Raw genomic sequence first — 13,539 nt, forward strand, 5'->3', positions numbered from 1 at the left:
GCAGAAAAACCCTCTTCGCTCGCCTCTCAGGGAGCCGAAGGTTGTCACACCGCCGACGCCGCGAATCCCAGGCAGAGGTAATCGATTCCGGCGTCGAGGCGCGCCCGGGGATCGAGCAGCCGGCCGGCATCGCGACGGCCGGCGAGGCGGGCGAGATGCGACGGGACTTCGACCTCTGACTCCCCCGAGATCACCTCGGCCAGTCCCGCGGACGGCAGCAGGGCGTCGTCGTGAAGCAACTGATCGCTCACCGCGACAAGGGCGACGCCGTGGACGAAGCTCCAGACCGACAGCGCCATGTCGGTGGCGCGTTCGATGCCGACGCCGAGCTCGAGGAATCCGGCCGCCAGCCAGTCGAGGCACGCCAGCGAATCCTCGCCGTAACTGTGCCGGGGCGACGAGTAGGCCAGGACCACCCACGGATGCCGGGTGTAGAGGTCCCAGTCGACGTCGACGGCGATCCCGACCCGGGTCCGCCACTCGGGCGCGGTGTCGACGGGGTACGGAAACCGCCGGCCGACCTCGGTCGACATCGCCTGCAGCAGCGCGTCCTTGTCCTCGACGTGGCGATACAGCGACATGGCCCCGACCCCGAGCTTCTCGGCGACCCGCCGCATCGACAGCGAGCCGATCCCGGCATCGTCGGCCACGGCGATGGCGGCATCGACGATCGTCGCCGTCGACAGTTTCGAGGTGTCGGCCGTCACGTTCTCGTTCCTCCTGCTCAGGGCGGGAATAATCCGATTGCGTACAGCGTACTCATCCCCGTACGCTGACCCGCGTACACCGTACGCGTAGGTAGCTGCCGTCTGCCGCGAAGGAGGAATGATGTCCGCCCAGCTCGGCCCGTCGAACCGGCTCCGCCCGACCACCTCGGGTACCGCCGACCGGCGGACGTGGCTGGGACTGGCCGTGCTGACCCTGCCGGTGTTCCTGGTCTCGATGGACGTCTCGGTGCTGTACCTCGCCATCCCGTCGATCACCGATGCCCTCGCGCCGTCCGCGGCCCAGCAGCTGTGGATTCTCGACATCTACGGCTTCCTGATCGCCGGGCTGCTCATCACGATGGGCAATGTCGGCGACCGCGTCGGCCGGCGACGCATCCTCCTCGCCGGCGCCGCCCTGTTCGGCATCGCCTCGGTCATCGCCGCCTTCGCACCCTCGCCCGAGATCCTGATCGCGGCGCGCGCCCTCATGGGCATCGGCGGTGCCACCCTGCTGCCCTCGAGCCTGTCGCTCATCGCCAACATGTTCCCCGACGCCCGCGAGCGCGGGCGCGCGATCGGTGTGTGGACCGCGGCGTTCGCCGGCGGCAGTGCGGTCGGCCCGGTCATCGGAGGCGTTCTGCTGCACCACTTCTGGTGGGGCGTGGTCTTCCTCATCAACGTCCCGGTGCTCGCCGCACTGTTCGTCTTCGGGCCGCGCCTGATCCCCGAGTACCGGGCCGCGACGAACGACCCGTTCGATGTCGTCGGCGTCGTGCTCTCGATGGCCGGAATCCTCCCGCTCGTCTATGCCGTCAAGACGGTCGCGAGCGAAGGCGCCACGACCGGCGTGGTGGTCGCCGGAGTGGTGGGTGCCGCGCTGCTCGTCACATTCCTGCTGCACCAGCGCCGGGTCACGTCACCGCTCCTGGACCTCAAGCTGTTCGGCAACGCGCAGTTCAGCGGAGCGGTCGCCGTTGCGCTGATCGGCATGATGGCCCTCGGCGGCATGTCGTACCTGACCGGCGTCTACCTCCAGTCGGTCATGGGCCACGACGTCCTGGCCGCGGCCATCGCCGGCCTGCCGATGGCCGTCGCGGTGGCGGTGTTCTCCATCGGCGCGACCCGGGTCGCCGCGTTCCTGGGCACCCGGCTGGCCTTCGTCGGTTCTGTCGGCCTGGCCGCCGCAGGCAATCTCGGCATGCTGACCCTCGGCACCTCGACCCCGGTCTGGGTGTACGTGCTGTGCACGACGATCGCGGGCGTCGGCTACGGCATCCAGTTCAGCCTGGTGTCGGTCGTGGTCGTCGGCTCGGTTCCGCCGGAGCGGTCGGGCGCCGCGTCGGGTATCTCGGAGACGAGCTTCGAGCTCGGGACCGCGATGGGCCTGGCCCTTCTCGGATCGCTGGCCACCCTCGTGTTCCGAGACGGCGACCGGGGTTGGTCGTTCGGCGACACCCTGGGCGAGACCCTGCACCGGGCGACCGACATGGGTTCGGCCGGAGAGGGGTTGGCCACCGCCGCGAAGCAGGCCTTCGTCGACGGCATGCACGCGGCGTCGCTGGCGAGCGGTCTGGCGCTCCTCGCACTCGGCACGGTCCTGCTGTTCGTGATGCGCGACGAGCCCACCGATCCGCAGGCCGAGGTCGCCGAGGTGCAACTGCCGGACGGTGCTGATCCGGTGCCGCTTGCTTCGCTCCCGGCGACCGGTCCCGTGGGCGTCGCACGCGCCGACTCCTGACGGCGAGCCCGGCGGTCGCCACGCCATTACCCTCGGGCGGATGCACGAACTCATCTCGGGCCGCCGTAGCGCCCGCGGCTACGATCCGTCCGCGACCATCTCGCTCGGCGACGTCACCACGATCGTCGACGCCGGGCGCTGGGCTCCCACCTGGGGCCGGGTGCAGCCGGTGCGCTTCATCGCGGGACTGCGCGGCGACCCGACGTTCGACGCCCTCGCCGGCGTCCTGACCCGGGGGAACTCGGGGTGGGCGCCGCGCTCGGCTGCCCTGATCCTGGTCTGCACAACCGATGACCCCGACGACGCGAAGGCCCACACGTACGGGGCCGTCGACTGTGGACTGGCGGTGGCGCAGATGATCCTGCAGTCCGAGGCCCTCGGCTTCAATGCCCATCCGATGGCCGGTTTCGACGCCGAGGCAGCCCGCGACATCTTCGGGATCCCCGCCGACAAACGACCGCTGGTGCTGCTCGGGGTCGGCGCGCTCGCCGACCCGGCGTCCCTTCCCGAGGAGATCCGCGCCCGCGACGAGAAACCCCGCACCCGGCTCCCGCTCTCCGAGGTCGCGTTCGCGGGCCGCTGGGGACGTCCCGCGTTCCCGGACTCCGCAGGCGCCTGACCGGCGAATGTGACGAACGAGGCATATGAGACAGAAGTGACGTGTGGTACTTGTTCTCCATGACTGTCACACCTCAACCTCGAGGACTTCTCCGCCGACTGGGAGCGCACCTCGCGCCCGTCGCCGCCGTCACCGCCCTGACAGCCGCGGCAGCACTGTCCGTGCCGGCGGCCGCCCACGCCGACGAGCCGTTCAGCCTCGAATTCGACGGCGCCGCCGGCACTCTCCCGTCGGCGCTGCAGCACGAGACCGGCGCCGGCGGCTGGGGCAACAACGAGGTGCAGAACTACACCGCCGATCGGCTGAACTCGCGGCTCGACGGCAACGGCAACCTGCTCATCGAGGCGCGCCGCGCGGCGACCGGCGGCTGGACGTCGGCCCGGCTCACCACCAAGGACAGCTTCGAGTTCACCTACGGGACGATCTCCGCGCGCATCTCCCTGCCGCAGGGTCGCGGGTTGCACCCGGCGTTCTGGCTGCTGGGGAGCGACATCGACTCCGTCGGGTACCCGGCGGCCGGCGAGGTCGACATCGCCGAGACGATCAACACCTCCGACTGGGTCCACGTGGGCGTGCACGGCCCGACGGCGCTGGGCACCGCGATGGGATCACTCGATCTCTCGCTCGCCGATCTCCTCCCCGGACTGCCGCTGCCGGGACCGCTCGCCGGCCGCTGGGAGCGGGGCCACGACCTCACCGGCATCGATCCGGGCGACTTCCACGTCTACGCGGTGACCAAGTCGTCGTCGCAGATCCGTTTCACCATCGACGGGAACGCGGTCTACACGATCAACCGCTCCTCGCTCACCGGCGACGAACGGTGGGTCTTCGACAAGCCGATGTACGCGCTGCTCAACGTCGCGGTCGGCGGCATCTGGCCCGGGCCCCCGTCGTCGACGACTCCGAGCCCGGCAACCATGACGGTCGACTGGTTGCGCTACACCCCTTCCACCCCCGCTCCCTGAGCTGAGGAGCGCCCGTAGCTTGCGGACGGTGGCAACAACTCCGCCCCGAGCCGACAGGCCCGGGGCGGAGTTCTTGTATGCGGTTGCGGGACGGTCGCTTACGCGACCAGCACCTGCTCGTCGTCGGAGACCGACGCCCGCATCGTCTTGTCCTTGGTCTCGACGATCTTGATCGTGCACACGACGCTGAGTGCCGACAGACCGGCGAGCAGGACACCCACCCAGATCGCACCGGGACCCGCGATCAGCGGGGCGGCGATCAGCGGCGGGATCGCCCCACCGAGGATGCCGGCCAGGTTGTAACCCATCCCCGCACCGGTGTAGCGGTACCGCGCCTCGAACAGTTCGGGCAGAAGCGCACCGGCCGGACCGTAGGCGATGCCGAAGATCAGCAGCGTCCCGAAGAGTCCGACCACGAACGCGAAGCCGCCGCCGATCTCCAGGATCGGGAACAGCACCAGCGCCCAGGGGATCGCGACGCTGCACGAGGTGAGGATGACCCGGCGACGACCCACGCGGTCCGACCACACCGCCGACGCCGCGGTCGACAGTCCGAACACCACGGCCGCGCCCATTCCCGCGGTCAGCACGAAGGTCCGCGACAGTTCCAGTGACTTGGTGCCGTAGTTCGTGAGGAACGCCGTGCCCATGTAGAACAGCGAGAACAGGCTCGCCAGCGCGCCGCCGGCGATGAGGATCTCGCGCCACTGGTGGTGGAAGGCGTCGAGGAACGGCAGTGCCGGACCGTCGACCTCGGGACCGCCGATTGTCCCGCGCTGCTGCGCTTCTCGGAACACCGGCGTCTCCGCGACCGCGAGCCGGACCCACAACCCGACGGCGACGAGCGCGAAGGACAGGATGAACGGGATGCGCCAGCCGTAGTCGAGGAACGCCGAACTGGTCTCGCCGAGCGTCAAACTCGCGATGAGGAACGTCAGGCTCGACAGGAAGAACGCGAAGGCCGGGCCGAGTTGCGGGAACATCGCGTACAGCCCCCGCTTGCCCGGTGGGGCGTACTCGGCGGTGAGAAGCGTTGCGCCCGCCCATTCGCCGCCGACGGCGAAGCCCTGCAGGAACCGCAGGCAGACGAGGAGGATGGGCGCCGCGATGCCGATCCCGGATTCGGCGAAGCCGAACACGCCGGTCTCGTAACCGGGGAGAAGACCGATCGCGACCGTCGCCAGTCCCATGATGAGCAGGGTCCACACCAGGGTGCGTTTACGGCCGATCCGGTCGCCGAAGTGACCGAAGAGCATCGCTCCGACCGGCCGCGCGAAAAAGGCCACGGCGAAGGTGGCAAAGGACGCGATGGTCCCGGTGACCTCGTCGGCGGCCGGGAAGAACACCGTCGGGAACACCAGGGCGGCGGCGGTGCCGTAGATGAAGAAGTCGTAGAACTCGATCGTCGTGCCGATGGAACTCGCGGCGGCCACGCGTCGAAGGCTCGTGCGTTTACCCTCCGGCGGTTCGGTCACCGGCGGTTCGGCGGGGATGGTCGTCACTGGCGTTCGCCCTTTCTGCAGACGGCCGCGTCGGGGTGGCGGCTCGAGATCCCGGGCATCATCGGTCCGGGTGGCCCCGTCCGCCGCTCGGATGATTTGGGTCACTCCGGCTGCGCGGTGAGAGGCATGTCATAGTCTGGAGCTCGTGCCGGTGAGGCGGCACCCCCCGAAGAGGGGGACGTCATGACCCGGCCTCACCTGCAGCTTTGGCCACCTCGTCGCCGGGGAGTACAGTCAAGCGCATGCAGCGCGCACTCCTCCTCGGTTGCCGCGGCGGGGTCTGAACCGACCGGCCCTCCGTCGCGGGGCCTCATCACGCGCCGGTCACTTTCCTTCCACACACGGAGAATGACCACCATGGCACCAGCAGACAGCTTCACTTCCGGCGCCAGCCGAATCGTCGAGCCGGCGGGCCCGATTCCCGCCGGACAACCCTCATGGAACCCGCAACGCAGCTCCGCGATGCCGGTTCATCGTTATCGCCAGTTCGCCGACGAGGTCGAGAAGGTGGCGGTTCCCGACCGCACCTGGCCCGACAAGGTCATCACCACCGCCCCGATGTGGTGCGCGGTCGACCTCCGCGACGGCAACCAGGCACTCATCGACCCCATGAGCCCGGCCCGCAAGCGCCGCATGTTCGACCTCCTCGTACGGATGGGCTACAAGGAGATCGAGGTCGGCTTCCCGTCGGCCAGCCAGACCGATTACGACTTCGTCCGCGAGATCATCGAAGACGGCGCCATCCCTGACGACGTCACGATCCAGGTGCTGACCCAGTGCCGTGAGGAATTGATCGAGCGCACCTTCGACGCCTGCCGCGGGGCGGCCAACGTGATCGTCCACTTCTACAACTCGACGTCGGTCCTGCAGCGTCGCGTCGTGTTCCGCGCGGACAAGGCGGCGATCACCAAGATCGCGACCGACGCCGCACACAAGGTCCTCGAGGTACAACAGAACTACCCGGACACCAACTGGCGGTACGAGTACTCGCCGGAGTCCTACACGGGCACCGAGCTGAGCTTCGCCAAGGAGGTGTGCGACGCGGTCACCGAGATCATCGCCCCCACCCCGGAGCGCCCGATGATCCTCAACCTGCCGGCCACCGTCGAGATGGCCACTCCCAACGTCTACGCCGACTCGATCGAGTGGATGCACCGCAATCTCGCCCGGCGCGACTCGGTCATCCTCAGCCTGCACCCCCACAACGACCGCGGAACCGCCGTCGCCGCAGCCGAACTGGGCTACCAGGCGGGCGCCGACCGCATCGAGGGATGCCTGTTCGGCAACGGCGAGCGCACCGGCAACGTCTGTCTGGTCACCCTCGGCATGAACATGTTCAGCCGCGGCGTCGACCCGCAGATCAGCTTCTCCGACATCGACGAGATCCGCCGGACGGTCGAGTACTGCAACCAGCTCAACGTCCCCGAGCGTCATCCCTACGGCGGCGACCTGGTCTACACCGCGTTCTCGGGTAGCCACCAGGACGCGATCAACAAGGGCCTCGACCAGATGAAGGTCGACGCGGACAACGCCGACTCCGACGTCGACGACATCACCTGGGCCGTCCCGTATCTGCCGATCGACCCCAAGGACGTCGGCCGCAACTACGAAGCGGTCATCCGCGTCAACAGCCAGTCCGGCAAGGGCGGCGTCGCGTACATCATGAAGGCCGACCACGGCATGAACCTGCCGCGTCGTCTGCAGATCGAGTTCAGCCGGGAGATCCAGAAGATCACCGACGGCGAGGGCGGCGAGGTCAATCCCAAGGAGATGTGGGACGTCTTCGCGGAGAACTACCTGCACCCGATCTGGCCGCTCGAGCGCATCCGGCAGAAGGTGGACGCGGCCGAGGTCGACGGCGGCGACGACCACATCACCGCCGTGGTGAAGGTCGAGGGCAACGAGCGGGAGATCTCCGGCTCCGGCAACGGTCCGCTGGCGGCTTTCGTCGACGCGCTCGGCGCCGTCGGCTACGAGGTCCGGGTCCTCGACTACAGCGAGCACGCGCTGACCGCCGGCGGCGACGCCAGCGCCGCGGCGTACGTCGAGACCGAGGTCAACGGCGAGACGGTCTGGGGTGTCGGCATCGCGTCGTCGATCACCACCGCCAGCCTGCGTGCAGTCGTCTCGGCGGTGAACCGCGCTTACCGGGTCACCTCGGTTCCGGTCGCCGACGGCGAGGCCGCCCCGGGCACCTGGGCGCCCTGACCCTCCCCCTTCGAAGACCCGATTCCGTCCCGTCGATCGCGCCGATCGGCGGGACGGAATCGTTCTGACGGGAACAAAACGGACCAGAGTTTCATTTAGAGGGCATGAAGAACATCGGTTTCCTGTCGTTCGGTCACTGGTCGGACGCCCACGGGTCCCAGGTGCGGTCCGGCGCGGACACGCTGCTGCAGTCCATCGACCTCGCGGTGGCCGCCGAGGAGCTCGGCGCCGACGGTGCGTACTTCCGCGTCCATCACTTCGCACGGCAACTCGCATCGCCGTTCCCGTTGCTCGCGGCGATCGGCGCGAAGACCAGTCACATCGAGATCGGCACCGGGGTCATCGACATGCGCTACGAGAACCCGCTGTACATGGCCGAGGACGCCGGCGCCGCAGATCTCATCTCCGGCGGTCGGCTGCAGCTCGGGATCAGTCGTGGGTCCCCCGAGCAGGTCATCGACGGCTACAAGTACTTCGGCTACGTACCGCCCGAGGGGTCGACCGATGCGGACATGGCGCGACAGCACACCGAGGTGTTCCTGAAGGTCATCGAGGGCGGCGGCTTCGCCACGCCGAATCCCCGTCCGATGTTCCCCAACCCGCCGGGACTCCTGCCCATCGAGCCGCAGTCCCCCGGCCTGCGGGACCGCATCTGGTGGGGCGCCGGGACCCGGGCGACCGCGGAATGGACCGCCCAGCAGGGCATGAACCTGATGAGCTCGACGCTGTTGACCGAGGACACCGGGGTGCCGTTCCACCAGTTACAGGCCGAACAGATCCAGCGGTTCCGCAAGGCCTGGGCCGATGCCGGACACCCGCGTGAGCCACGAGTATCGGTGAGCCGCAGCATCTTCGCAATTGTCGACGACCGCGACCGCGCCTACTTCGGACGTGGTGGTGCTGAATCGGATCAGGTCGGTGTCATCGACAACAGTGTGGCCCGATTCGGACGCAGCTACGCCGACGAGCCGGACAAGCTCATCGAGCAGTTGCGTGAGGACGAGGCGATCGCCGCGGCCGACACACTGCTGCTGACGGTGCCGAACCAACTCGGGGTCGAGTACAACGCACACGTCCTCGAGTCGATCCTCACGCACGTCGCACCGGCTCTCGGCTGGCGCTGACCTCCGACGACCCGCGGTCCTGACGAAACCGCCACACCGGGTCGTCTCGCTGACCTAACGTCACCGGGGTGTCCGGCGTCCACGTGCCAGGCATGTCCCGAGTCCACGACCCGCTGGACGCGAATGGAGTTCCACGAATGTCCGAAGTCATCGTCGTCGCCACCATCTCCCCCAAACCCGGTGAGGAACAGGCCGTGCGGGAGGCCGTGCTCGCCGCGATCCCCGAAGTCCACGGCGAGCCGGGATGCGGGAAGTACGCGTTGCACGAGGCCACCGGCGACTCGACCGACCTGGTGATGATCGAGCGCTGGGAATCCACGGAGGCCCTGGCGACGCACGGCTCCGCTCCGGCGCTCACCACGCTCGGCAAGGCGATCGGGGGCCTGCTTTCCGGACCGCTGGACGTCCGGACCTTCACCGCCGTTCCTGCAGGTCAGCCGGACAAAGGCACCATCTGACCCACCGCGACATCTGCCCCCACCCGACCTGTCGGGTGGGGGCTTCGCGCATTTCCGCGGCCAGTGTTGTTGATTCCCCTGCCGGGCGCGTGCTAGACCGGTATAACGATCGTTAGATACAGTACGCCGCGCGAAGCGGTGCGCTGCGCCGTGACCCGCTCCCGAGAGGAACCCACATGCCCGAAGCCGTCATCGTCGACGTCGTCCGCCTCGCGTCTGGAAAGGGCAAGCCCGGTGGCTCGCTGTCGGAGACCAAGCCCGTCGAGCTCCTCGCGCATGTGCTGCGCTCCCTGGTCGAGCGCAACGACCTCGATCCGGCACTCGTCGACGACGTGATCGGCGGCTGCGTCGGTCAGGCCGGCGAGCAGGCCCTGAACATCTCGCGGACCGCGCTGCTGTCCGCCGGCTTCCCCGAATCCGTACCCGCCACCACCGTCGACCGGCAGTGCGGATCGAGCCAGCAGGCCGCCCACTTCGCCGCGCAGGGCATCATCGCCGGCGCCTACGACGTGGTGATCGCCGCCGGCGTGGAATCGATGAGTCGCGTCCCGATGGGCTTCACCACCGCCGGGCGCAGCCCCTACGGCCCGAGCATCGAAGCACGGTACCCGGATGGACTTGTCGGACAGGGCATCTCCGCTGAACTGGTCGCCGCCAAGTGGAAGTTCGACCGCGACACGCTCGACGCCTTCGCCGCGCAGTCCCACCAGCGTGCCGCCGCGGCGGCCGGCGAGGGCTTCTTCGATCGCGAGATCCTGCCCATCGACGTCGCTGACGCCGACGGCACGACGTTCACGCACAAGACCGACGAGACGGTGCGCGCGACCACCACTCCCGAGGGCTTGTCGGGCCTGAAGCCGTCGTTCTACAGCGAGGACTTCGCGGCTCGCTTCCCGGAGATCAACTGGCACATCACCCCCGGTAACTCGTCGCCGCTGACCGACGGCGCGTCGGGCGCACTGATCATGAGCGACGTCATGGCCTCGAAGCTGGGCCTGACCCCCCGCGCACGGTTCCACTCGTTCTCGGTCGCCGGCGACGATCCGATCTTCATGCTGACCGCTCCCATCCCGGCCACGCACAAGATCCTCGCGCGCTCGGGACTGTCCATCGACGACATCGACGCCTACGAGGTCAACGAAGCCTTCGCCTCCGTGCCCCTGGCCTGGGCCCACGAGTTCGGCGCCGACCCGGCCAAGCTGAACCCGCGGGGCGGCGCGATCGCGCTGGGCCACGCGCTCGGATCGTCGGGCACCCGCCTGCTGGGCACGCTCGTCAACCATCTCGAGGCGACCGGTGGCCGGTACGGCCTGCAGACCATGTGCGAGGGCGCGGGCATGGCCAACGCCACCATCATCGAACGTGTCTGAGCCGGCCCGGGCGGTTCCCGCCCGGAAATTCACGATCGAGACCGACGGTCTGGACTGGCGGCTGCGCGAACAGGTTCCGCTGCCGGCCACTCTCGTCGCGGCGAAACACGCGTTCTATGAACGCGGTTACCACGGCACCTCGATCCGCGACATCGCCTCGCGAGCGGGGGTGTCGCTGCCGACGCTGTACTACCACCACGACAACAAGCTGGGGATCCTGGTCGAACTGCTCGAGGCGGCGATGACCGCTGTGCTCGCGTGGGTGGGTGCGGCCATCGAGTCCGGACGGACGCCGAGCGAGCAGCTGTCCAACGCGATCGAGTCGATCGTCCTGCACATGACCAACGACGTCGAACTCGCCAGCGTGGCAAGCGAGTTCCGCCACCTCGACGTCGAGGATCCGCGACGGGAGACCTACGTCGCGATGCGGACCGAGACCGAGGAGCTGCTCGCCAGTGTCATCGAGCGTGGCGTCGAATCCGGTGAGTTCCACTTCGACGACGACGTGAAAGACGTGCTGCGCTACCTGTTCGGCGCATGCCAGGCGATCACCACCTGGTACCGCCCCTCGGGTGCCCGGACACCGGCCGAGGTCGCGGCGTCGTATGCGCTGCTCTCACTGCGCGTCGTCGGCGCGCGCGACGCCGACCAGAACGACAACTGACCGACCGACAACTCCTGAACGACGATCGAGTAGAGCAGAAAGGCAGAAGCCATGAAACGCACCATCTTCGAAGACGAGCACGAGGCCCTGCGGGAAACCGCGCGGCAGTTCCTGCAGCGCGAATGCGCCCCGTACACCGAGGAGTGGACGCGAGCCGGTCAGGTCGATCGCATCGCATTCAAGAAGGCCGGTGACGCAGGTCTTCTCGGATTCAACATCCCCGAGGAGTACGGCGGCGGCGGTGCCATGGACGACTTCCGGTTCAACGCCGTGGTGGTCGAGGAGTTCGCGAAGTTCGACGGCGCGGCACCCGGCCTCAGCCTGCAGAACGACGTCGTCGCACCGTACTTCGTGCACCTCGCCAACGACGAGCAGAAGAAGCGCTGGATGCCCGGGATCGCCACCGGCGAGACGATCCTCGCCGTCGCGATGACCGAGCCGGGCGCTGGCTCCGACCTGGCGGGCATCAAGACCTCGGCCAAGCTCGAGGGCGATCACTATGTCCTGAACGGCAACAAGACGTTCATCTCGTCGGGCATCAACTCCGACCTCGTGGTGGTGGTCTGCCGGACCAACCCCGATCCCGAGGCGGGCCACAAGGCGTTCTCGCTGCTCGTCGTCGAGCGCGGCATGGAGGGCTTCGAGCGCGGTCGCAAGCTCGACAAGATGGGCCTCAAGGCCCAGGACACCGCCGAGCTGCACTTCAACGACGTGCGCGTCCCGGTCGAGAACCTGCTCGGCCAGGAGGGCATGGGCTTCTACCACCTCATGCAGAACCTGCCGTCGGAGCGGCTGTCGATCGGCATCGGCGCCATCGCCGGTGCGCGTGCGATCTTCGACGAGACCCTGCAGTACACCAAGGATCGCAAGGCCTTCGGCCGTCCGATCGGCACCTTCCAGGCGAACCGCTTCAGCCTCGCCGAGATGGCGACCGAGCTCGACATCGCCGAGGTCTACATCGACCGCTGCCTGCAGGGCGTACTCGATGGTGAACTGAACGCCGTCGACGCCTCGAAGAACAAGTGGTGGTGTACCGAGCTCGCCAAGCGGGTCATCGACAGCTGCCTCCAGCTGCACGGCGGCTACGGCTACATGAACGAGTACCGGGTTGCCCGCGCCTACACCGACGCTCGTATCCAGACGATCTTCGGTGGCACCACCGAGATCATGAAGGACATCGTCGGCAAGAGTCTCGGCGTCTGAGTTCTCGAAATCGTCGACAGCCCGAGGCACAAGCCCCGGGCTGTCGGCGTATCCGGGCCCGCTCAGGTGGCGTCGGGCCGTCAGCCCTGTTCGGCACCCACCGCACGCAGGTGATCGACGACCTGCTGCACGGCCGCCCGCGAACGCGGCCGGGCCAGCGCCTCGTAGACCCGTGCGGCGCGAACTCCTTTGAGCACCAGTCGTTTCACCTCCGGGTGCCGGACCGCGAAACGCGGCATCAGCGCGATGCCGTGGCCGTGGGCCACGAGCGCCTCGATGGTGGTGAAGTCCAGCATCCGCTGTGTCACCCGGGGCGCCACCCCGGTCGCCGCCGAGATCGATTGCAGCACATCGTCGACCGGGAAGCCGCCCTCGACGCTGATCCAGTCGTGATCGGCGAGTTCGGTGACCGCGACCTGGTCGCGCACGGCGAGTTCGCTGCCGGCGGCGACGATCACGTCGACGGGTTCACGCATCAGCTCAGTGACCCGGACCCGCGGGATGTTGATCGCCGGGGTCCGTTCGTCGCGGTGGGTGACCACGATGTCGTGGTCGGCGAGAGCCGGTGCCGCGTCGTGGTATCCGACGTCGAGATGGACCGCATGTACGTCGATGCCCGATGCGGTGGCCCGCTCCAGGACCGCCGGCAGCAGCAGGGTCGCACCGGACGGGAACATCGCCAGCCGGACACGCGCCTTGCCGGACCGGTACGACGACATCTCCTCCTGCGCCCGGTCCACCGCCGCGATCACGTCGTCGGCGCGCAGTACCAGGGCACGTCCCGCCTCCGTCAAGCGGATTCGGCGGCCGTCGGGTTCGAACAGCGCCACGCCCGCCTCGTCGGCCAGGACCTTCAGCTGCTGCGACACCGCCGACGGGGTCATGTGCATCGCGTCGGCGACGGCGCCGATCGATTCCCGATCGGCGAACTCCCGCAGCAGACGCAGACGCCGGACCTCCATGCGACAACGGTACTCAGCC

The 13,539-nt window shown here is 68.4% G+C and carries 12 protein-coding genes; 9 read left to right on the top strand and 3 right to left on the bottom strand.

Annotation, left to right across the window (positions count from 1 at the left end):
* Nucleotides 1–44: 44 nt before the first annotated feature.
* Nucleotides 45–707, bottom strand: a complete 663-nt coding sequence (locus Q9R39_RS11560) for a TetR/AcrR family transcriptional regulator (protein ID WP_058251062.1) — start codon at nt 705–707, stop codon at nt 45–47.
* A 121-nt stretch (nt 708–828) separates the two neighbouring features.
* Between Q9R39_RS11560 and Q9R39_RS11565 the strand changes: the two genes are divergently transcribed.
* The 3 genes from Q9R39_RS11565 to Q9R39_RS11575 are packed head-to-tail and all read left to right on the top strand — an operon-like array spanning nt 829 to nt 4,029.
* Complete coding sequence (locus Q9R39_RS11565; protein ID WP_205333202.1) at nt 829–2,445, top strand: MFS transporter; 1,617 nt, start codon at nt 829–831, stop codon at nt 2,443–2,445.
* Between the two features lie 40 nt (nt 2,446–2,485).
* On the top strand, nt 2,486–3,064 hold the full coding sequence (locus Q9R39_RS11570) for a nitroreductase family protein (RefSeq protein ID WP_068972284.1): 579 nt from the start codon (nt 2,486–2,488) through the stop codon (nt 3,062–3,064).
* Nucleotides 3,065–3,123: 59 nt separating this feature from the next.
* Nucleotides 3,124–4,029 carry a glycoside hydrolase family 16 protein gene (locus Q9R39_RS11575; protein ID WP_065630689.1) on the top strand — a complete coding sequence of 302 codons (906 nt, stop codon included), beginning with the start codon at nt 3,124–3,126 and terminating at the stop codon, nt 4,027–4,029.
* Between the two features lie 98 nt (nt 4,030–4,127).
* Here Q9R39_RS11575 and Q9R39_RS11580 read toward each other — a convergent pair whose 3' ends face one another.
* Nucleotides 4,128–5,531, bottom strand: coding sequence for an MFS transporter (locus tag Q9R39_RS11580; protein WP_068972283.1), 1,404 nt, complete (start codon nt 5,529–5,531; stop codon nt 4,128–4,130).
* Nucleotides 5,532–5,888: 357 nt separating this feature from the next.
* On the opposite strand from Q9R39_RS11580, the gene leuA reads away from it, so the two are divergent.
* From leuA to Q9R39_RS11610, 6 genes are all read left to right on the top strand, one after another.
* On the top strand, nt 5,889–7,739 hold the full coding sequence (gene leuA / locus Q9R39_RS11585) for a 2-isopropylmalate synthase (protein ID WP_068972287.1): 1,851 nt from the start codon (nt 5,889–5,891) through the stop codon (nt 7,737–7,739).
* Between the two features lie 104 nt (nt 7,740–7,843).
* Nucleotides 7,844–8,863, top strand: a complete 1,020-nt coding sequence (locus Q9R39_RS11590) for an LLM class flavin-dependent oxidoreductase (RefSeq protein ID WP_068972282.1) — start codon at nt 7,844–7,846, stop codon at nt 8,861–8,863.
* Between the two features lie 137 nt (nt 8,864–9,000).
* Nucleotides 9,001–9,321: a putative quinol monooxygenase gene (locus Q9R39_RS11595; protein ID WP_068972281.1), complete on the top strand. Its 321-nt coding sequence runs from the start codon at nt 9,001–9,003 to the stop codon at nt 9,319–9,321.
* A gap of 176 nt (nt 9,322–9,497) precedes the next feature.
* Nucleotides 9,498–10,691: an acetyl-CoA C-acyltransferase gene (locus tag Q9R39_RS11600; protein ID WP_068972280.1), complete on the top strand. Its 1,194-nt coding sequence runs from the start codon at nt 9,498–9,500 to the stop codon at nt 10,689–10,691.
* Nucleotides 10,684–11,355 (top strand): TetR/AcrR family transcriptional regulator, encoded by a 672-nt coding sequence (locus tag Q9R39_RS11605; RefSeq protein WP_058251056.1) that lies wholly within the window; start codon nt 10,684–10,686, stop codon nt 11,353–11,355. The genes Q9R39_RS11600 and Q9R39_RS11605 overlap by 8 nt, the downstream gene beginning before the upstream one ends.
* 51 nt (nt 11,356–11,406) lie before the next feature.
* A complete protein-coding gene (locus Q9R39_RS11610; protein ID WP_058251055.1) occupies nt 11,407–12,558 on the top strand; it encodes an acyl-CoA dehydrogenase family protein in 1,152 nt (383 codons plus the stop codon).
* 80 nt (nt 12,559–12,638) lie between these two features.
* Here the strand turns inward: Q9R39_RS11610 and Q9R39_RS11615 are convergent, their stop codons facing one another.
* Nucleotides 12,639–13,520 (bottom strand): LysR family transcriptional regulator, encoded by an 882-nt coding sequence (locus Q9R39_RS11615; protein WP_078111798.1) that lies wholly within the window; start codon nt 13,518–13,520, stop codon nt 12,639–12,641.
* Nucleotides 13,521–13,539: the final 19 nt, after the last annotated feature.

Origin of the sequence: Gordonia sp. AC31, assembly GCF_031844505.1 — a bacterium.
Classification (GTDB): domain Bacteria; phylum Actinomycetota; class Actinomycetes; order Mycobacteriales; family Mycobacteriaceae; genus Gordonia; species Gordonia hongkongensis.